18 protein-coding genes are annotated in these 20,750 nt (G+C 47.5%); 13 read left to right on the top strand and 5 right to left on the bottom strand.

Annotated elements, in window-relative coordinates:
- Nucleotides 1-36 precede the first annotated feature (36 nt).
- Nucleotides 37-1,602, top strand: a complete 1,566-nt coding sequence (locus tag ONT08_RS01420) for an ATP-binding protein (protein ID WP_264958908.1) — start codon at nt 37-39, stop codon at nt 1,600-1,602.
- Between the two features lie 281 nt (nt 1,603-1,883).
- A complete protein-coding gene (locus ONT08_RS01415; protein WP_264958906.1) occupies nt 1,884-2,585 on the top strand; it encodes a hypothetical protein in 702 nt (233 codons plus the stop codon).
- 73 nt (nt 2,586-2,658) lie between these two features.
- Here the strand turns inward: ONT08_RS01415 and ONT08_RS01410 are convergent, their stop codons facing one another.
- Entirely contained in the window at nt 2,659-4,479 is a 1,821-nt protein-coding gene (locus ONT08_RS01410; RefSeq protein ID WP_264958905.1) for a pectate lyase family protein, read from the bottom strand.
- 31 nt (nt 4,480-4,510) lie between these two features.
- Nucleotides 4,511-7,135: a glycoside hydrolase family 88 protein gene (locus ONT08_RS01405; protein WP_264958903.1), complete on the bottom strand. Its 2,625-nt coding sequence runs from the start codon at nt 7,133-7,135 to the stop codon at nt 4,511-4,513.
- A gap of 282 nt (nt 7,136-7,417) precedes the next feature.
- Here ONT08_RS01405 and ONT08_RS01400 point away from each other — a divergent pair, with 282 nt between their 5' ends.
- A complete protein-coding gene (locus ONT08_RS01400) occupies nt 7,418-8,014 on the top strand; it encodes a sigma-70 family RNA polymerase sigma factor (protein WP_118201429.1) in 597 nt (198 codons plus the stop codon).
- Here ONT08_RS01400 and rpe read toward each other — a convergent pair.
- The gene (gene rpe, locus ONT08_RS01395; protein WP_117588206.1) at nt 8,011-8,664 is read right to left on the bottom strand and encodes a ribulose-phosphate 3-epimerase; all 654 of its coding nucleotides are present in this window, start codon (nt 8,662-8,664) and stop codon (nt 8,011-8,013) included. The genes ONT08_RS01400 and rpe overlap by 4 nt on opposite strands.
- A 13-nt stretch (nt 8,665-8,677) precedes the next feature.
- Nucleotides 8,678-8,806: a hypothetical protein gene (locus tag ONT08_RS01390; RefSeq protein ID WP_022120798.1), complete on the bottom strand. Its 129-nt coding sequence runs from the start codon at nt 8,804-8,806 to the stop codon at nt 8,678-8,680.
- 605 nt (nt 8,807-9,411) lie between these two features.
- Here ONT08_RS01390 and trpD point away from each other — a divergent pair.
- From trpD to ONT08_RS01355, 7 genes are all read left to right on the top strand, one after another.
- Complete coding sequence (gene trpD, locus ONT08_RS01385) at nt 9,412-10,416, top strand: anthranilate phosphoribosyltransferase (protein WP_181985836.1); 1,005 nt, start codon at nt 9,412-9,414, stop codon at nt 10,414-10,416.
- Between the two features lie 138 nt (nt 10,417-10,554).
- Complete coding sequence (trpC, locus tag ONT08_RS01380) at nt 10,555-11,364, top strand: indole-3-glycerol phosphate synthase TrpC (protein ID WP_264958899.1); 810 nt, start codon at nt 10,555-10,557, stop codon at nt 11,362-11,364.
- Nucleotides 11,365-11,372: 8 nt separating this feature from the next.
- Nucleotides 11,373-11,993, top strand: coding sequence for a phosphoribosylanthranilate isomerase (locus ONT08_RS01375; protein WP_264958897.1), 621 nt, complete (start codon nt 11,373-11,375; stop codon nt 11,991-11,993).
- A 35-nt stretch (nt 11,994-12,028) separates the two neighbouring features.
- Nucleotides 12,029-12,805 carry a tryptophan synthase subunit alpha gene (trpA, locus tag ONT08_RS01370; RefSeq protein WP_264958895.1) on the top strand — a complete coding sequence of 259 codons (777 nt, stop codon included), beginning with the start codon at nt 12,029-12,031 and terminating at the stop codon, nt 12,803-12,805.
- A 77-nt stretch (nt 12,806-12,882) separates the two neighbouring features.
- Entirely contained in the window at nt 12,883-14,082 is a 1,200-nt protein-coding gene (gene trpB / locus ONT08_RS01365; RefSeq protein WP_006846327.1) for a tryptophan synthase subunit beta, read from the top strand.
- Nucleotides 14,083-14,199: 117 nt separating this feature from the next.
- Nucleotides 14,200-15,636, top strand: coding sequence for an anthranilate synthase component I family protein (locus ONT08_RS01360; protein ID WP_264958893.1), 1,437 nt, complete (start codon nt 14,200-14,202; stop codon nt 15,634-15,636).
- An 81-nt stretch (nt 15,637-15,717) separates the two neighbouring features.
- Entirely contained in the window at nt 15,718-16,284 is a 567-nt protein-coding gene (locus ONT08_RS01355) for an anthranilate synthase component II (RefSeq protein WP_118085613.1), read from the top strand.
- Between the two features lie 217 nt (nt 16,285-16,501).
- Here the strand turns inward: ONT08_RS01355 and ONT08_RS01350 are convergent, their stop codons facing one another.
- Nucleotides 16,502-17,482 (bottom strand): ROK family protein, encoded by a 981-nt coding sequence (locus tag ONT08_RS01350; RefSeq protein WP_006846330.1) that lies wholly within the window; start codon nt 17,480-17,482, stop codon nt 16,502-16,504.
- 310 nt (nt 17,483-17,792) lie between these two features.
- Here ONT08_RS01350 and ONT08_RS01345 point away from each other — a divergent pair, with 310 nt between their 5' ends.
- The 3 genes from ONT08_RS01345 (at nt 17,793) to ONT08_RS01335 (ending at nt 20,735) form a co-directional block, all read left to right on the top strand.
- Nucleotides 17,793-18,470, top strand: coding sequence for a LysE family translocator (locus ONT08_RS01345; protein WP_117586155.1), 678 nt, complete (start codon nt 17,793-17,795; stop codon nt 18,468-18,470).
- Nucleotides 18,471-18,535: 65 nt separating this feature from the next.
- A complete protein-coding gene (locus ONT08_RS01340; protein WP_117586154.1) occupies nt 18,536-19,090 on the top strand; it encodes a DUF4924 family protein in 555 nt (184 codons plus the stop codon).
- Between the two features lie 58 nt (nt 19,091-19,148).
- The gene (locus ONT08_RS01335) at nt 19,149-20,735 is read left to right on the top strand and encodes a peptide chain release factor 3 (protein ID WP_264958888.1); all 1,587 of its coding nucleotides are present in this window, start codon (nt 19,149-19,151) and stop codon (nt 20,733-20,735) included.
- The last annotated feature ends 15 nt before the right edge of the window (nt 20,736-20,750 follow it).

The raw sequence follows: 20,750 nt of genomic DNA, 5'->3' as shown, positions 1-20,750 counted from the left end.
TAATTTAGCCGCGCAAAACGTAAAGTTTGTAAGATTATGGCAAAAATAGTAAATAAATACCCTGTGGGGATACAGACATTCGAAAAACTCCGTGAGAAAGGTTATCTCTATGTAGATAAGACCCAATATATCGTGGATTTCAGAGAAAAGCAGATGTCGTATGTCTTTCTGAGTCGTCCAAGACGATTCGGAAAGTCGCTCTTTGCCTCTACTCTCCAAGCTTATTTCGAGGGTAGAAAGGAACTCTTCGAGGGATTGGCAATAGCTGATTATGAGAAGGATTGGGTGAAGCATCCTGTGCTTCATTTTGATATGAGCGGTGCCAAGCACTTTGATGCTGATGCCTTGAACAGTTATCTGAATCTGCAGCTTTTGCCCTATGAAAAGCTATACGGTAAGGGAGAAGGTGAAAAATATCCTAATGAAAGACTGGATGGTATCGTAAAGCGTGCTTATGAGCAAACGGGCGAAAAGACGGTTGTCATCATCGATGAATATGATGCCCCATTGCTGGATGTGGTACATGAGAAGGAGAACCTGCAGCCCCTCCGCCGCATCATGCAGAACTTCTACAGTCCTCTGAAAAAGCTCGACCCATACCTGGAGTTTACCTTCATCACAGGTATCACCAAGTTCTCGCAGCTCAGCATCTTCAGCGAGCTGAATAACCTCGACAATATCAGCATGTTCGACCAGTACTCCGCCATCTGCGGTATCAGCAAGACGGAGCTTATCACGCAGATGAAACCGGATATTGAGGCTTTGGGAGAAGACCTGGGTATGACGTATGAGGAGTGCCTGGCAGAGCTGACAAGATTCTACGACGGCTATCATTTCAGTAAGAAATCTGAAGATGTTTTCAATCCGTTCAGCCTGGTAAAGGCACTGAATGCACGGGATATTGCTCCTTACTGGTTTGGCTCGGGTACTCCGTCTTATCTTATTAAGACATTGCAGAAGTATCACGTCAATGTGATGGATATTGAGAAGAAATCATGTGATGTGGATGACTTTGATGTTTCGCCGGAAATGATGACTTCTGCGCTTCCGTTGCTCTATCAGAGCGGTTATCTCACTATCAAGAAGTATAATCCGATGCTGCATCGTTATACTTTGGAATATCCTAACAGGGAGGTAAAGATTGGTATGCTCAAGAGTCTTGCACCTAACTATCTTTCACCAATATCTTTGGATAATAACAGCCTGGTGGGTGATTTCCTGGAAATGCTTTATGATGGAGATGTAGAGGGAGCAATGATTCGATTGAAAGCGTATCTTGCCAGCATCTCCAACCGTTTGAGCAATAAGAACGAACGGGATTTCCAGATGGTGTTCTATCTTATCTTCAACCTGATGGGCGCCCATATGAGGGTAGAGGAGGATAGTGCAATAGGCAGGGCTGATGCAGTGGTATATATGCCTGATGCTGTATTTGTTTTCGAATTGAAGTATGATGGTTCTGCCGAAGAAGCTTTCAAACAGATAGATGAAAAGGGATATCTGATTCCATATTCTGCTGATGGTAAACGCTTGTTCAAAATTGGTGTTAATTACGATAGTAATCAGCGGACAATTAGTGATTGGAAGATAAAGGAAGGATAAAATACTGTAATTTAGTATATAGTTCTGCAACGGGCTGAAGGGGCTGCTGTCTCTTCAGCCCGTTTTGTGTCTGCTAGCTAAAACTCTCTTATATTCTGGTACTTGACGTTTGAATTTACGTAATCGTTTTCGTAGTTTTAGTTCATTTTGGTTTACATTTTTCTGAGATTCTCAAAATGATTTGCTAATTTTGCCAACGAAACCAACTAGTAAATGAATCAAACTAAAATAAAGTTATTCAGCAACTAATTAATAATATATAAACTTAAAATAAAACGATTATGAAGAAATTCTTTACTCTTATCGCAGCCGTAGCTTTGGCTGCAAGTGTTAATGCTCAGGGAACTTATGCTGTGCAGGTAGGTGACAAGGTAAATGCTGGTGATAAGATTACGTCAGTAAAAAATGTCACTTTGACTTATATGGAGAATGCTGGTACTGCTTTTGCAGATGGTAAGGCTACCGATAATTGGGCTGATGGTGATTTTACTGCTTACGTATGTGGTAAGAACAGCGGTAAGTTGGTTTCTGGTGCTGAGCCTACTGGCTGCGCTTACAAGTTCGAGACCACAAAAGCAGGTTCTTTAACAGTAGCAGTTCAATTGAATGCAACCAAGGGCTTCCATATCTTGGATGCAGATTTTGCAGAGGTAGCTCCTGCTTCTTATAATTTGCCTGCTGCTAAGGATGGTGCTTCTCAGGAGTTCACACAGAACGAGAAGGGCGAGAACATTATTGCAGTGAAGTCTAATGGTACTGTAACATTCAGCGTTGCTGAGGGTGGTACATACTATGTGCTTGCTGCAGGTACTAAAATGGGCTTCTTTGGCTTTAAGTATACGATAGGCACTAGCACCGGCATCTCTTCTGTAAACGCTGCTGCAGCCAAGAAGAATGGTAAGACCTATAATATGGCTGGTCAGGAGGTTTCTTCTTCTGCCAAGGGTATTGTTATCAAGAACGGTAAGAAGTATGTAAAGTAACAGATTGTATATACATATAAAACAAAAGGGCATTCCCAAACATGGGGATGCCCTTTTTGTTTTATAAGAAGTTTTATTCCTTTATTACCTTATCCACTACGGTCTGTCCGTTCTGAAACAGCATCTTGCGGATATTGATGCCTTTTTGAGGAGCAGAAAGGAGGGTGCCGTTGAGGCTGTAATACGTTACTTTGACCAACTCACTGGGATTGGAACCGGTGATTTGCAAGATGCCTGTAGGATTCTTCCATGCAGGATAGTATTCATCTACCTTGTTCTCTGCATCGGCATTGCCCTGCTTCATGATGTCCTCAACCAGCGAATTGGCGTAAACCTCAAGGTTGGTGTAGTACTCCTTGCTGTCAAGCGAGTAGGTGAGAGCATCTGAGGCGTCGTTTGAATCTAAGCCGTTGGCAATCTCCCATGCATCTGGAATTCCGTCCTTATCAGTGTCGAAGTCGGCAGGGCGAGAAGCGGTGCCGAAGTTTGCCTCGGTGTAACCGTTTACATCTGATACCTTGTCGATGATGCCAGGTGATTTGGTAATACTTCCCTTGTACTTGGCTGTACCTGTCTTTGCTTCTTCCATGTAGCGCGCATCAATCTCGTCGCGGTAGAGTGAGGCTCCGCTGTATGCCAGTACCTTGCTGAATGATTCGGCAGCAGAGTGGGTGGTAACTTCTCCTGTTGGAGCAGGAGCGTCCATCTTGATCTTGACACAAGACTTGCCGCTGATGGTTACATGGGCAACATTGTCACCATAAAAGTTTTTGGCATCCGGACTGTAGTATTCTCCGTTCAGGCTTGGAATGCCTTTGTCGTAGCTGATACCTTTCCAATCCTGATTCTTGGTAACAGAACCCTTGGTGGTTTCTGTGGTGTTTCCGTTGATGAAGTAACGGCTGGTCATGTCGTATAACTCAGGATGATTCTTGTCGGAGTTGCTCTGTGTAGAATGTGTGACAAGGGTGATACGGTCCTGATTTTCCCGTACGCTTCCTGTGCTTACATCTACCTTGAGTCCATTCAAAGTTTTACCTTTCAAACTATGGCTGGGACCAGCCTTGTAGTAGTTGTTCACGATGTTGATCTGTCCGCCGCCCGGACCGCCATAGCAGGTTCCTTGTGCATTATACATCACGCAGTTGCGGAAGTCTACGTTTTCAGCCTGCACGGTATTCTTCCACTGGTAGGTAGCGTAATCCTTGTTGCTGGTGTAGCCTGTCCATCCGTATCGTGCACCATTAAAACGCGGACCGCGGTTCATGAGATGGCCTACGAAGTTGTGGTGGAAGCTGGCAAGCTTACCTCCCCAGATGCCACCGTAACCATGTGCTCCCTTAGAGTGGCCCGGATTGGTAAGACTCTCGGCAACGGTACACCACTGCATGGTGAAATTGTTGTTGTCGTAGAATGAAGCCACCTCATCGATGCTCCAACTGAAGGAACAGTGGTCGAAGATGATGCCGGTCTTGTTGCGCTGCCAGGTAGCATCTGCACCGTCATTGATGTTCTTTTCCTCTCCGCGGCGTATGCGGAGGAAACGGATGATGTTGTTGTTGCCCGGTAGAACGGTGTAATATCTGAGGGTGATGCCCGGAGATGGGGCAGTCTGTCCGAGGATGGTGATGTTGTCACCTATCTTGAGATCAGACTTCAGGGCGATGACGCCAGCCACATCGAAGACGATGATTCTATTACCCGACTTGACAGCCTCTCTGAAAGAACCCGTTCCGCTGTCGTTGAGGTTGGTTACGTGTACTACTTTTCCGCCTCTTCCGCCGGTTACGTATCTTCCGTGACCTTCTGCGCCCGGAAAGGCTGGAGTTTGTGCCAAAGCAGCAGCACTTACCAGTGCTGCTGCCATACTTGTTAATATCTTCTTGTTATTCATTTGAATTTGATATTTTTCAAACCTTTGCAGTTTATTTGTTCAACCCCTGCATTTCCATTTCCAGACTAGCCCAGATGAAAGGACCTACGCCCTTGGCATCATTGTCGCGGATAGGCTCGCTCATGTAATAGTTGAAGCTGCCGTCGCGCTTGTAGTTTGGCTTCTTTACGTATGGGCCAGGTCCAGGGCCGAGTCCGCTGACAGCACAGCAGCGTGTAAGGCTGATGGTCTTGTCTGGGTTTACCTTGATGAAGTTGTTCAGGATACCCTCATAAGCCTTGATACCTGCTTCCTGATATTCCTTTCCGAGGTATCCCTTGCGGTAACCCTTGAGGAGAACATAGGCAAACATGCTTGAAGCGGTGCTCTCCAGGTAGTTGCGAGGATCCTTTACATCCATTACGTCGTACCATACGCCCGTCTTCTTATCCTGGTATTTTACCACGCTCTTCATTGCCTTATTTAATAAGGTGATGATTTCACCGCGGCGGGCATAATCTTCTGGCATGGCGTCGAGGCATTCGGTCATTGCCATGACGTACCATCCGAGGGCTCTTGCCCAGGTATGCTGGCTCTTTCCGTCTTCCTTGTTTGCCCAGAACTGGCTGTGGGTTTCGTCCCATGCATGCTTCCAGAGTTGGGTCTTCTCGTCGTAGGTACGCAGGTCGGTCTTCACAATCTGGTCTACCGCATCGTCGAGAATCTTCTTCGCCTTCTTAGGCTTGAGGTTCTGAACGGCGTAGTTGCAGTAGAAAGGCAGTCCCATGAAGATGCCGTCGAGCCAAACCTGGTTGGCGTAGATTGCCTTGTGCCAGTAAACGCCTTCCTTGGTGCGAGGCTGGTTCTGCAACTGCTTGAAGAGCGTCTTCAGTGCCAGTTCGCTGCTCTTGCTAGGGAAGAGGTTGTGCATGCGGAGGATGAACTTCGCAGTGCGCACATTGTCGAGGTTGAAATCCTCATATTTGTAGCCTGTGATGTTTCCCTTTTCGTCAATCATCTTGGCTGGATATTCTTTCAGATAGTTGATGATTGCCTCGTTGTTGGCTTCGGCATCAGCTCCCTTGAAGGTGCTCTTTCCGCCTTTGTAATGGAGGTAGGTGTCGAGCATACCTTCCATCTCAATGCCCATTACGTAGCTCCACTTTGGCTTCTTGCTGAAGTCGAGCAGGTAAGACTGAGGTACGCGCTGCATCTCGCTGTGAGTGAGCCACTCTGAGTAGGTCTGGTAAGGACGGTCTTCCTTGTTGAGAACCAGGGAGCCGTTGATGATGAGGTTGTCAAACTTCACGTTTCTTGTCTTGCCGGTAACCTTGGTAGGCTGCTTGATGACACCGTCGAACTTACAGTTCTTTACATGGATGTCGTATACGTTTTCTACCTTGTTTCCACCGATGATGAGCACACCGTAGTTACTCTTCTGGCAGGTAACATCTTCCATGCTCACGTTGCGCACGGTAGGTTCAAATCCGCGGTAGCAAGCCTCTCTTGGCTCATAGTCGAGGTTGATTTTGAGCACGGCTTCCTTACACTGTCCTACGGTAACCTTGCGCATGTGGATGTTCTGGATGAGTCCGCCGCGGCAGTTGTTGGTCTTGATGCGGAGGATGCGCTCCAGGTGAGGAGAATCCATCTCGCAGTTCTCGGCGTATACATTCTCGCATCCGCCTGAAATCTCAGAACCGATGACTACGCCACCATGTCCGTCTTCCATGCGGCAGTTGCGGATGATGATATTCTTGGATGGTTTGTTCCAGAGACGACCGTCGTTGTTTCGTCCGCTCTTGATGGCGATGCAGTCGTCGCCGGTGTGGAAGATACAGTTCTGGATGAGTACATTCTCGCATGCCTCAGGGTCGCATCCGTCTCCGTTAGGTCCTTCGTTCCAAACAGTTACGCCGTCTACCGTGATGTCCTTGCAGAGCAGAGGGTGCATCACCCAGAAAGGCGAGTTGATCATCTTTACATCCTTGATGAGGATGCGCTCAGAGCGTACGAAGTTGACGAGCTGAGGGCGGAGACCCTGTCCCATACCGAACTTACGCTCATCAAAAGGCACGCCGTCTTCTGCCATTTTCTGCAGTCTGGCGCGGGAGCCCATCTTCTGGTGTTCCTTGGTTACGCCCTCCTTGTATCCGAAGTGAGGGTTGCCGTTCCACTGCCACCATGTATCATTGTTGCCGCCTCCGTCGATGGTACCTCTACCGGTAATGGCGATGTCGGAAACCTTGTAGGCATAGATGCATGGAGAGTAGTTCCAGCATGCCAGTCCTTCCCATGCGGTGCGAACCAGCGGATAGAGTTTTGGCTCAAAGGCAAACTGCAGTACGGCACCTTCTTCGAGATTCAGTTCTACGAAGCTCTTCATCTCAATGGCTCCTGTGCGCCAGGTACCCTTCGGTATGGCTATGGTACCGCCACCTTTCTTAGAAACGAGGGCGATGAGTTTGTTGATTGCCTTCTGGTTCTGTGCAGCCGAAGCGTTCTGCTTGGCTCCATAGGCAGAAATTACATACTTCTTGGTTGCCTGCTTGATGTTAGGCAACTGTATGCTCTGTTCAATGCGCTGATATTCAGCATCGTTCCATCCATTATCTGCCCAAGCGCAGGTAGGGATGAGGAGCAGAGCAACGAGTAGGGTCTTAAAGAATTTCTTCATTGTCTTTGTTCTAGTTTTATGATTTTTAAATGTATTTATTCGTTTGTATGAATCAGTTTATTCGTTTGTTGGGTTTGATGCTTAACACATCGGTGCAAAGTTACGAATTTTATTTGGAAAACAAGTACGGGTAATGTTAAAAATAAATGTTTTTGCCAAAAAGTTTGGCGTTTTCAAAATAAAATATTACCTTTGCAACGATATTTAACATTATTAACGCAATAAATACTGGGTAGCCTATTAGATAGACATTTACTTAATGAATAAAATAAGATTAAGAAAATGAGTAAACTCAATGAAATGACAGACGAAGAGTTGGCCCTGGCTTATGTCGGGGGTGACAACAGAGCCTTTGACCTGTTGCTTTCCCGCAACGAGGTAAAACTGTTCTCTTATATCCTTTTCGTGGTTCACGATGAGGATCTGGCGAATGATATCTTCCAGGAGACATTCGTGAAGGCAATCAGTCGTTTGCATGCTGGCCAGTATTCCAGTTCGGGCAAATTTATTTCGTGGTTAATGCGCATAGCGCATAATGTCATCATCGATGGTTATCGCAGTCAGTGTGTGTTCCGCATGGTAGAACAGGGGAACGGTAATGATCTTTCCTGTCTGCGAGGCGAAGATTTTCAGGCAGACTGTGCTGAGCAGGAGATGGTACGCAAACAGGTGCTCCGTGATGTGAAGAAACTGGTAGACTTTCTGCCGGCTCCACAACGCGAAGTAGTTTATATGCGTTTTTATCAGCAGATGTCTTTCAAGGACATAGCCGAATGTACCAATGTGAGCATCAATACGAGTCTAGGAAGAATGCGTTATGCGCTCCTTAACCTCCGCAAGATGGCTAAGGAGCACAATATCTATCTGAATCTTGATTAGTGGAGTTCTTTCAAGGCATGGATGGTAGCATAAGGGTCTGTGCTCTTGAATACATAACTTCCGCTTACCAGCACGTCTACTCCGGCTTTTACCAGTCTTGGAGCAGTTTCTGCCTGCACGCCGCCATCTACCTCGATGAGTGCCTGGCTTCCGCTCTCTTTGATGAGCTGGCGCAGACGGCCTATCTTCTTGATGGTGTTCTCGATGAATTTCTGTCCGCCGAAGCCTGGGTTAACGCTCATCAAAAGTACCATGTCTACAGCGCAGATGATGTCTTCCAGCACACATACCGGGGTAGAAGGGTTGAGGGTAACTCCTGCCTTCATGCCTGCTGCATGAATCTGCTGGATGGTGCGGTGCAGATGGGTGCAGGCCTCGTAGTGCACGTTCATCATCATGGCACCGAGCTTGGCAGTCTGCTCAATGTAATTTTCCGGGTGCTGTATCATAAAGTGGACGTCGAGGGGCTTGGTGCACACCTTGCTCACGGCTTCTATTACAGGGAAGCCGAACGAGATGTTGGGCACGAAGACACCATCCATCACATCGAGGTGGAGCCAGTCGGCCTCACTCTTGTTAATCATCTCTATATCACTCTTCAAGTCAATGAAGTTGGCTGAGAGCAATGAAGGGGATACCATTGTTTTCATCTTTCTTCTTCTTTTAGTTAGGATAGCACACCTTTAGCTTCCCATTTTGCACCATGGTATGATAGGAGTAGGCTATCTGCTTGATGAAGTAGATGGTCTGAGCCGAAGGTCTCATTTTCTTTGGTGTAAATACTTGCTTCATAGGCGTGAATCTTTTTTTGAATGAATACTACTTTTATCTGTTGCTTTCAAGAACGGACATTTCTTTCTGTGGAGTTTTCCTCCGCCTGTTACCTGTCCTCTAGATAAATAACGGCACGTCTGGCAGATTATTACATTTCGGCGAAATATTTTTTTCTTTTCTCCCTAAATATAATGAAATATTTTTTTCTTTTCTCCGTATATATAAAAAGGTGTAGGGGAGAGAAGGGGAAGAAAAAGTGGGCGAAATGGTGATTTAGATGATAAAATAGTGTTAAATCTTAAAATTTCTCGACAAAAAGTTTGTAGTTTAAAAGAAAAACTGTACTTTTGCAGTAGAAATGAAGAACGAAGGAGAATCTTTTCGTTAAAAAGAAAGAAACGCCTCGTTTTTGGTAGTAACAAACAATTAAAAGAAAAAGCAATATGAATACATTCGTATCTACATCATGGTGGTGGCGTAACTCAAGATTCCAGAAGTCGTGAGTCGAGACGCTGTATGTGGATGTGAACAACATAATATACTAGGGGTCTGCCGTAACTTACGACAGGCCCCTTTTCTTTTACAACGAAAAATAAAAACAAAAAATATAGGAGATATTAACTATGGAAATGAAGGACATTTTGAACAGAATGTTGAACCACGAGGAACTTTCTCGTGAGGAAACCCGAGACATCATTGTAGGAATCACCAAGAGTGAATTTCCTGAGGAACAGATTACAGCCCTGCTCACCGGTTTGCAGATGAGAGGCGTAACGGTAGATGAACTGCTCGGTTTCCGTGATGGAATTCTTGCCACAGACGTGCCAGCCATCCTGGATTGCGACCGCTACATTGACGTGGTGGGAACCGGTGGTGACCGCAAGAACACCTTTAACATTTCTACTACTTCCTGCTTCGTCATTGCGGGTGCGGGTTACAAGGTGGCAAAGCACGGCAACTATGCGGCTACTTCGGTGAGCGGTGCCAGCAACGTCATCAGGAACCACGGTGTCCAGTTTACCGATGATATAGACAAGCTGAACCGCAGCATCAACGAGGCAGGCATCGTTTATCTTCATGCCCAGCTCTTCGCCAAGGCAATGAAGTTTGTGGGTCCTATCCGCAAGGCTTTGCAGTTTCCTACCGTGTTCAACCTGTTAGGTCCTCTTGTAAATCCTAGTCAGCCTAAGTGCCAGTTGCTGGGTGTAGCCAATCTCGACCAGATGCGCCTCTACAACCAGGTTTACCAGAAGTTGGGCATCGACTACGGCATTGTGAACAGCATCGACGGATATGATGAAATTTCACTCACCAGCGACTTCAAGGTAACCACCAACAACTATGAGAAGATCTTCAAGCCTCAGGATCTCGGTTTCGAGATAGCCAAACCGGAAGAGGTGCGAGGCGGAGCAACCGAGGAAGAGGCTAAGGACATCTTTGATGCAGTGCTTGAAAACCGTGCCCTCCCAGCCCAGAAGAACATCGTTCTCGCCAATGCAGCCTTCGGCATCCAGGTAATGGAGAAGGGACAGAAGAGCATAGAGGAATGTGTGGAGATAGCAAGAGAGAGCATTGACTCGGGTAAGGCACTCGCTACCTTCAAGAAATTCGTAGAGATCAACAGTTAAAGGGGCTTTAAAGGTAAAAAGGTAAAAGGGTAAAAAGGTAAAAGGAGCCTTAACCCCTTTGTCCCCCTTTGCGCCCCCGTTTCCAGCGATTCCATCGCTGGTTCCCCAGTCTTTATCTTAAATAAAAAAACGAAAAAAATGGCTGATATTTTAGAGGAAATTGTGGCTCATAAAAGAATCGAGATTGAGCAGCGCAAGCGCTTTATCCAGCCACGGCAGATGATAACCCTCACCGAGCAGAAAATGCAGGAAGATGGGGGAAAGGTGCCGGGCGGAAGCATGAAGGAGGCGCTGATGAACTCGGAGACGGGAATCATCGCTGAGTTCAAGCGCAAATCGCCTTCCAAGGGCTGGATCAAACAGGAAGGTAAGCCGAGCATCATCCCGCTCGCCTACCAGCAGAACGGAGCCTCGGCGCTCAGCATCCTCACCGACATTGATTACTTCGGAGGATATGATGAGTATATTCAGGAGGCGCGCCATGTGGGCGTTACCCTACCTATCTTATATAAGAACTTCGTGGTAGAGGAATACCAGCTGCTGCAGGCGAGATATTGCGGAGCTTCTGCCGTGCTGCTCATTGCGGCCTGCCTGACCAAGGAGGAGTGTAAGCAACTCATGAACATGGCACACCAGCTGGGCATGGAGGTACTGCTCGAGATGCATAATGAGCGCGACTTCGAGTATGCTGAACTGGAACCGGATATGTACGGCATCAACAACCGAAATCTCGGAACCTTCTTTACGGATGTGGAGAACAGCTTCAGATTGGCAGAGAAACTTCCGAAGGATGTGTGCAGGGTGAGCGAGAGTGGCATCTCCACCCCGCAGACGGTTCTCCGGTTGAGAGAAAAAGGCGGCTTCAGAGGTTTCCTGATGGGCGAACAGTTCATGAAACAGGCTGACCCGGGCGTGGCGCTTCAAGAGTTTATTAAGCAGTTGAAATAATAAAGAAAATGTTTGTAAAGGTTTGTGGAATGCGTGAACCTGGTAATGTAAAGCAGGTTGCGCAACTCGGCGTTGATATGATGGGATTTATCTTCTATCCTAAGTCTCCACGGTATGCCAGTCATGTGGTGGCTCGCTCTGGTGCTGACCGCAATGTGTGCCGAGTGGGAGTCTTCGTAAATGATTCCATTTCCAATATGTTGGATAAGATTCATTCATTCTCTCTGAATGCGGTGCAGATGCATGGAAGCGAGAGCAGGGAACTGTGTGAGCAGCTGCGTGCAGCAAAGGGGAATATGAAGATAATCAAAGCCATTAGTGTTTCCACTGCCGGGGACATTCAGAAATATAAGGAGTATGTAGGCGCTGTTGACTACTTCCTTTTCGACACCAAATGTAAGACGGTGGGCGGAAGTGGTCAGCAGTTTGACTGGCAGGTACTGGATGAATATGATGGCGATGTTCCATTCCTGTTGAGTGGCGGCATCGGTTCGGAAGATGCTTCCCGTATCCTGTCTTTCCATCATCCCCGATGCGTAGGAATCGACCTCAACTCCAGGTTTGAGATAGAACCGGGACTGAAGGATGTAGAGAAACTCAAGGAATTCCTTTTAAAGGTAAAAAGGTAAAAAAGTAAAAAGGTAAAAAATAAAAAAGTAAAAAAATGAATAAGATAAATGCATTATTTGCACACAATAAAGACCGCAAGCTTTTGAGCTTGTATTTCTGCGCCGGATGCCCAACTTTGGAAGGTACCGGTGATGTAATTAAGGCGATGGAGCGCAAGGGGATAGATATGATTGAGGTAGGAATCCCTTTCAGTGATCCGTTGGCTGATGGTCCTGTTATCCAGAGTGCCGGAACCGTGGCTCTGAAGAACGGAATGACGGTGAAGAAACTCTTCGCTCAGTTGAAGGAAATCAAGGATGAAGTGCAGCTTCCACTCGTGCTGATGGGATACCTGAACCCAATCATGCACTACGGCATTGAGGCTTTCTTCAAGAGCTGCGTAGAGAGCGGAGTGAGCGGCACCATCATCCCAGACCTTCCCTTTGATGATTATCTGAAGGTGGTAAAACCCATAGCCGACAAGTATGACAACCGTGTCATCATGATGATTACGCCAGAAACCAGCGAGGAGCGCATCCGTTTCATCGATGAGCATACCGATGGTTTCATCTATATGGTCAGCTCCGCGAGCATCACGGGCGCCCAGAGCAGTTTCGGCGATGCCAAGCTGGCTTATTTCAACCACATCAACGGCATGAATCTGCGCAACCCACGCATGATAGGTTTTGGCATCAGCAACAAGCAGACCCTTACCAGTGCTCAGGATAATGCGGCGGGAGCCATCATCGGCAGCAAGTTTGTAACCCTGCTCAACGAAACCGGTGATCCGGATAAGGCTTTAGATGGGCTTTTTGAGTGCCTCGAAAAGTAGTTGATAGTTAACAGCGGCTTCGCTGTATAGCAGGCTTGCTCTATAAACTATAAATAATAAATTATAAACTAAGTATTATGTATCAAGTTGACGAAAAAGGATTTTTTGGAAAATTCGGAGGAGCGTATGTTCCTGAGATATTATATAAATGTGTAACCGAGTTGCAGCAGGCTTACAAGCCAATCATTGAGAGCGAGGAGTTCAAGAAGGAATACCGTGCGCTGCTCAAAGATTATGTGGGCCGCCCTTCACCTCTTTATTATGCTAAGCGCATGAGCGAGAAGTACGGATGCCAGCTCTATCTGAAGCGCGAGGACCTGAACCATACAGGTGCACACAAAATTAACAACACCATCGGTCAGATTCTCATGGCCAAGAAGATGGGCAAGACCCGCATCATTGCCGAAACCGGAGCCGGACAGCACGGTGTGGCTACAGCTACGGTATGCGCCCTAATGAACATGAAGTGTGAGATTTTCATGGGTGCCACCGATGTGGAACGCCAGCATACCAACGTAGAGCGTATGAAGATGCTGGGAGCCAAGGTGAACCCTGTGCGCACCGGCAACATGACGCTGAGCGATGCCTGCTCTGAGGCCATACGCGACTGGTGCTGCCACCCACAGGATACCTTCTACATTGTAGGTTCTACCATGGGTCCGCACCCTTATCCAGACATTGTTGCCAAGATGCAGAGCGTAATCTCTGAAGAACTGAAATGGCAGCTTGAGGAGAAGATAGGCCGCAACTATCCTGATTACCTCATCGCCTGCGTGGGTGGCGGAAGCAACGCTGCCGGAACCATCTACCACTACATTGATGATGACCGCGTGAAGATATATCTGGCTGAGGCTGCCGGACACGGAATAGATACCGATTATACCGCTGCCACCATGCACTGCGGTACAGAGGGCATCATCCACGGAGCACGCACCCTCGTGATGCAGACCGAGGACGGACAGATAGAGGAAGCCTTTACCATCAGTGCCGGTCTCGACTATCCGGGCATCGGCCCTATGCACGCCGACCTTGCCACATCGGGCAGGAGCCATGTACTCGCCATCAAGGACGATGAGGCCATCTACGCCGGTTACGAGCTCACCCGCATGGAGGGCATCATTCCGGCTATTGAGAGTGCGCACGCCGTGGCAGCCCTGAAGAAGATGAAGTTCAAGAAGGATGATGTGGTGGTGCTCACCGTATCAGGCCGTGGCGACAAGGATGTAGAAACCTATCTCGCGCACAAGGAAATGGCGGGAGAATACGGCAATTTTTAAATAGTTAATAGTTTATAGTTAATAGTTAACAGAGGCTGCGCCGTTGAGCACGATTGTCAAAGCGGTTCATGCTATAAACTGTAAGTTGTAAACTATATACAGTAAATTATAAATTAAATGAAGTTTAATTACAAGACAGTTACCCGCAAGATTCTCGCCGACCTCTATACGCCGGTGGGAGTCTACATGCGACTGAGAGATATTTATCCGCAGTCGGCTCTGATGGAGAGTTCCGACTATCATGGTTCCGAGAATTCGCGCTCCTTCATCGGTGTGCATCCGCTGGCAAGCATCGCCGTGAGTCATGGTGAGGTCATCAAGACCTATCCCGACGGAAGAGTAGAGAAAGAGCATCTTCCTGCCTTCGGTGCCGATCAGGGCGAGGAGTGCAAACTCGCCATCTCAAAGAGTATCAACGACTTCATCTCTTCCTTCCATGTAGAGGGCGAGAGCAAGGAGTTCTGCGGACTCTATGGATTCACCACCTTCAATGCGGTGAGATATTTTGAGAACATCCCTGTCAAGGATACCACCATGGAGAAGAATGATGCGCCCGACATCTATTACATCATGTATAAGGACATCATCGTCTTCGACCATTTCAACAACACCATGGAGCTCATTGCGCTCCAGGAAAGTGAAGATCCTCACTCTTCACTTCCAGAGCTCGACGAACTGCTCAAGGCGGTGAACAAAACAAATGTGAAACCTTATGATTTCCACCCGGTGGGCGAAACCACCTCTACGCTCACCGATGAGGAGCACAAGGCAAACATACGCCGATGCATACAGCACTGCCTGCGCGGAGACGTATTCCAAATTGTGGTGAGCCGCCGCTTCGTACAGAAATATGAGGGCGATGATTTCAAACTCTACCGTGCGCTGCGAAGCATCAACCCTTCGCCTTACCTCTTCTATTTCGACTTCGGCGGTTTCCGCATCTTCGGTTCTTCGCCTGAAACCCATAACCGCATCGTGGGCAACAAGGCGTTCATCGACCCTATTGCCGGAACCACCCGACGCACAGGAGATATGGAGCAGGACCGCAAGGCTGCCGAATTCCTGCGCAACGACCCGAAGGAGAATGCCGAGCACGTGATGCTGGTAGACCTGGCGCGCAATGATCTGAGCCGCAACTGTCATGGGGTGAAAGTAGATTTCTACAAGGACATGCAGTTCTACAGTCATGTTATCCATCTCGTGAGCCGTGTGAGCGGAGAGTTGGATGAGCATGCCGACCACATCAAAGAGTTTATAGATACCTTCCCTGCCGGCACGCTGAGCGGTGCGCCTAAGGTGAGAGCGATGCAGATTATATCAGAGCTGGAGCCTCACAACCGCGGTGCCTACGGAGGCTGTATCGGTTTTATCGGTCTGAACGGCGACCTGAATCAGGCCATCGTGATACGTACCTTCATTAGCCGAAACGGCGAACTCTGGTTCCAGGCGGGTAGTGGAGTAGTGGCAAAGAGCAATGATGAGTATGAGCTAGAAGAGTGTAACAACAAGCTCGGTGCGCTGACCAAGGCGATTCACATTGCTGAAGAGTTGTAATAGTGATTAATTATTAGTGATTAGTGATTATTTCTCGCTGATTGTACTCACTACTCACTAATCAATAATAAATAACAAAAGATGAAAGTAGTAATCATAGATAATTACGATTCCTTTACCTATAATCTAGCCCATCTGGTAAAGGAGTTGGGAGCTGACGTTACGGTGTTCCGCAACGACCAGTTCCAGTTGCCGGAGCTGGAACGCTTCGACAAGATCATTCTGAGTCCGGGTCCGGGCATTCCGTCGGAGGCGGGACTGCTGATGGATGTTATCCGCAAGTATGCAGGCCGCAAGCCGATGCTGGGCGTATGCCTGGGGCATCAGGCAATAGGTGAGGCGTTTGGAGCCAAGCTTACCAATCTTTCTGAGGTGTATCATGGAGTGGCAACCCCTTGCACCCAGTTTGGCAACGATGTTATTTTCGACGGGTTGGACAAGCGCATAGAGATTGGCAGATACCACTCTTGGGTGGTAGACCGCTCGGGATTCCCTGACTGCCTGGACGTTACGGCAGTAAGCGATGATGGTTGCATCATGGGTCTGAAGCATAAGAGCTATGATATTCATGGTATCCAGTTTCATCCGGAAAGCGTGCTGACGCCAGACGGCAAGAAGATGGTGAGAAACTGGTTGGAAAAAGCTTAATGACCAATGACCTTAATGACCACCATGACCGCATGGTGGTTGTTGAGGTTTTTTGTTTTATGATAAGAAAAAGCAAAGCCTGACGCTCTCTCGAGTGCCAGGCTTTTCCTAACAATCTTAATCCTCGCTACAATCCTCTCACGAGTTTCGCGAAGCATATTACCTAAACTGATTTTTCCAAAAATGGAAAATTAAACCTTTTTGTTTTTACAACCCTTTACATATCCCAAGCCACTGCACTCGCACCGAGTACGGCAGCAGAACTGCCATCAAGGGTAGAAACAAGGAATTTAGCCTTACCCTTGAAGGTGCGGAGCACGTGCTCATCATAAGCCTTCTGGATAGGTTTCATGATGAGGTCGCCAGCCTTGGTCAGACCACCGAAGAAGACGAAAGCCTCTGGTGAAGAGAAGGCTGCGAAATCAGCACAAGCCTCACCGAGCATCTTGCCGGTAAACTCGTATACACGCAGCGCCAACTTGTCGCCCTTGCCTGCAGCAACGCTCACATCATAAGATGTAATATCCTCAGGGTTCATCTCGCGGAGCAATGAAGGCTCATCGCTCTTCTCGAGGAACTCGCGTGCTGTGCGAGCCACACCAGTGGCAGAGCAGTAAGCTTCGAGACATCCTGTACGGCCGCATCCGCAGATACGACCCTCTTTGCCACGTACCATGGTAACGTGACCCAATTCGCCTGCGAATCCGTCGCAGCCGTAAACCATCTGTCCGTTGATGACGATACCAGAGCCAACGCCTGTACCGAGCGTAACGTCGATGAAGTTTTTCATGCCTCTTGCTACACCGTATGTCATCTCGCCGAGCGCAGCAGCGTTGGCATCATTGGTCATACCTACAGGCAAGCCGCCGAGGGCTTTGCTGAACAAGTCGGCCAATGGTACCACTCCGTCGTGAGCCCAAGGAAGATTTGGAGCGAATTCAATGGTTCCATTATAATAGTTTGCGTTTGGCGCACCGATACCCATTGCCTTAATCTTGTCAATGCCGCCTACCGTATCAATGATAGGCTGGAGAGCTTCTACGGCTGCCTTCACATAGTCTTCAACTTTTTCGTAACCGCCTGTTTTGATGGCAGTTGTTGCTTTGATCTCTCCGCGAGCATCTACGATGCCAAAAACTGAATTTGTACCGCCGAGGTCAAGGCCTATTACGTACGGTTTAAGTGTATTATCTGTCATGTTAATTATTTAAAATTAGTTAGAATTATTTTATTTCTCGGCAAAGATACTGAAAACTTTTGAATCTCGTTTATTTTTAAATATAAAAAATTTTAATTTTCTTTTTTTTCTGCCAGATGATTTGCTGTCCGAAGTTTCTCTGTTGCCCTAAATCCTGTTTATATTCATGCAGAACATCCGCGTAATCCGTGTAATCCGTGCCCGAAAATATAAAAAACGGATATAAAATGAACTTTTAGGCGAAAAAATTGTGCTTTGTGCTCGAAATTTTGTAACTTTGCCGACTGTTAGAAATTGTAATGATACTAAGATGAATTTAGCATTTCCAATTGAGATAAACATCCTTGACTTCATTTTTAAAGGAATCGTCATCGGTGTTCTTGCCTCAGCCCCTATGGGTCCGGTAGGCATCCTTTGCATCCAGCGCACGCTCAACAAGGGCCGCTGGTATGGTTTTGTAACAGGTGTGGGTGCCGCATGCAGCGACATCGTATATGCCTTATTCACAGGCTTGGGCATGAGTTTTGTGATGGATTTTGTGAGCAACTCCGAGAACAAGTTCTATCTTCAGATTTTCGGAAGCCTGATGCTCCTCGTGTTTGGAATCTACTGCTTCAAGAGTGACCCGATGAAGAACATGCACAAGCCGAGCAACAAGCAGGGCACGCTGATGCACAACGGTATAACGGCGTTTCTCGTAACGCTCTCCAATCCGCTCATCGTGTTCCTCTTCATGGCCACTTTCGCACAGTTTGCCTTCGTGGTGCCTGATATGCCGGTAGAAATGGGCGTGGGTTACCTCAGCATCGTCTTCGGAGCCCTGCTGTGGTGGTTCGGCCTCACCTGGCTCATCGATACAATCAGAAACAAGTTTGATACCAACGGCATCGTCATCATCAATAAGGTAATAGGCAGCGTGGTCATCATCTTCTCCATCATCGCTCTCTTCGGCACGATTTTCAATCTGTATCATCTGCCAGAATTTTAAAAGTCCTTCCCCTTCAATCAGAAGAAGGCAAAGCATAAAGTTCAAAAGTTAATAGTTCTAAGTTTATGTTTGTAGCACAAGAATTAAGAAAGAAAAGTATCGCAGAATACTTATTGTATATGTGGCAGATTGAGGACATCATCCGAGCTTACGGATGCTCGCTGCCTGTCATCAAGAAAAATTATGTAGACCGGTTCGACTTTACATCCGAGCAGCGTGAGGAAGAACTCGACTGGTTTGGCAATCTGATTCGCATGATGAACGAGGAGGGAAAGCGCGAGGGAGGACACCTTAATATTAATAAGGTGATACTGAAGGACGTCATTGACCTGCACGGCATGCTGCTGCAGAGCACCAAGTTTCCTATCTACAATGCCGAATATTACAAGGTGCTGCCTTTCATAGTAGAGCTGCGCCAGCGGGGCGACAAGGACCTCAACGAGATTGAAACCTGCCTTGACGCCCTCTACGGCGTGATGATGCTGCGCCTGCAGAAGAAGAATATCACGCCCGAAACTGAAAGGGCCATTAAGGAGATTACCGTCTTCATAGGTCTGCTCAGCGATTATTACATCAAAGACCGAACCGAGGGACTCAAGTTTGATGATGACGACATGTAGTGATTAGTTATTAGTGATTACTTTTTAAGAATATACATTATTATATATATACAACAGGATGAACGAAATAGAAAGAAGAAGAACATTTGCCATTATCTCTCACCCGGATGCTGGTAAGACAACATTGACTGAGAAGTTTCTGCTTTTCGGTGGACAGATTCAGGTGGCAGGTGCCGTAAAGAATAACAAGATTCGCAAAACTGCGACTTCTGACTGGATGGATATTGAGAAACAGCGTGGTATCTCGGTATCTACATCTGTAATGGAATTTGATTATCTCCCTGCCGGACAGGAGGGAGAACCTTATAAGGTGAATATCCTGGATACTCCAGGTCACCAGGATTTCTGCGAGGATACCTACCGCACACTTACAGCCGTAGATTCAGCCATCATCGTGGTTGACTCTGCCAAGGGTGTGGAGGCACAGACCCGCAAACTCATGGAGGTGTGCCGTATGAGAAATACCCCGGTAATCATCTTCATCAACAAGATGGACCGTGAGGGACGCGACCCGTTTGATGTGCTTGACGAGTTGGAAGAAGAGCTCAAAATCAAGGTTCGCCCGCTGAGTTGGCCTATCGGTCAGGGCGCCCGTTTCAAGGGCGTTTACAATATCTACGAGCATCAGCTGAACCTCTTTACCCCTAACAAACAGCGAGTTACCGAGAAGGTAGAGGTAGACATCCAAAGTTCAGAACTCGACGAGCGGGTTGGTGAACGTGAGGCTGCACAACTGCGTGAGGAACTGGAACTGGTAGATGGTGTTTACCCTAAGTTTGAGGAAGAAACCTATCGTTCGGCCGAAGTAGCACCTGTGTTCTTCGGTTCGGCACTGAACAATTTTGGTGTTCAGGAACTCCTCGACTGTTTTGTTCATATTGCTCCATCTCCTAGAACCACCCAGGCAGAGGAGCGACTGGTGAAGCCTGAAGAACCTAAGTTCAGTGGTTTCATCTTCAAGATTACAGCCAATATTGATCCAAACCACCGCTCCTGCATCGCTTTCTGTAAGATATGCTCGGGCAAGTTTGTGAGAAATCAGCCATATTACCACGTGCGCTTGGATAAGAACGTGCGTTTCTCTTCGCCTACCCAGTTCATGGCACAGCGCAAGAGTACCATTGACGAGGCTTATCCGGGTGACATTGTAGGTTTGCCAGACAACGGTATTTTCAAGATAGGAGATACGTTGACGGAGGGAGAGAAGATGCATTTTCGCGGTTTGCCAAGCTTCTCTCCACTCCTTTTCAAGTACATCGAGAATGATGACCCGATGAAGAGCAAGCAGTTCCAGAAGGGATTGGAGCAGCTCATGAACGAGGGTGTGGCGCAGCTCTTCGTCAACCAGTTCAACGGCCGCCGCATCGTGGGCACGGTTGGTCAGTTGCAGTTCGAGGTTATCCAGTACCGCCTGGAGAACGAGTACAACGCCAAGTGCCGCTGGGAGCCCGTGCATCTTCACAAGGCTTGCTGGATAGAGGCAGATGACGAGAAGGAACTCGAGAACTTCAAGAAGCGCAAGTACCAGTACATGGCCAAGGATATTGAGGGGCGCGATGTCTTTCTTGCCGATTCGGGCTACGTGTTGAGCATGGCGCAGCAAGATTTTGAACACATCAAGTTCCATTTCACATCGGAATTCTAAATCAATGTAAAAAAG

The sequence above is a fragment of the Segatella copri genome (assembly GCF_026015465.1).
Taxonomy (GTDB): Bacteria; Bacteroidota; Bacteroidia; order Bacteroidales; family Bacteroidaceae; genus Prevotella; species Prevotella copri_E.
The sequence above is the reverse complement of the archived record's forward strand: the minus strand, read 5'-3'. Positions and strand labels throughout refer to the sequence as shown.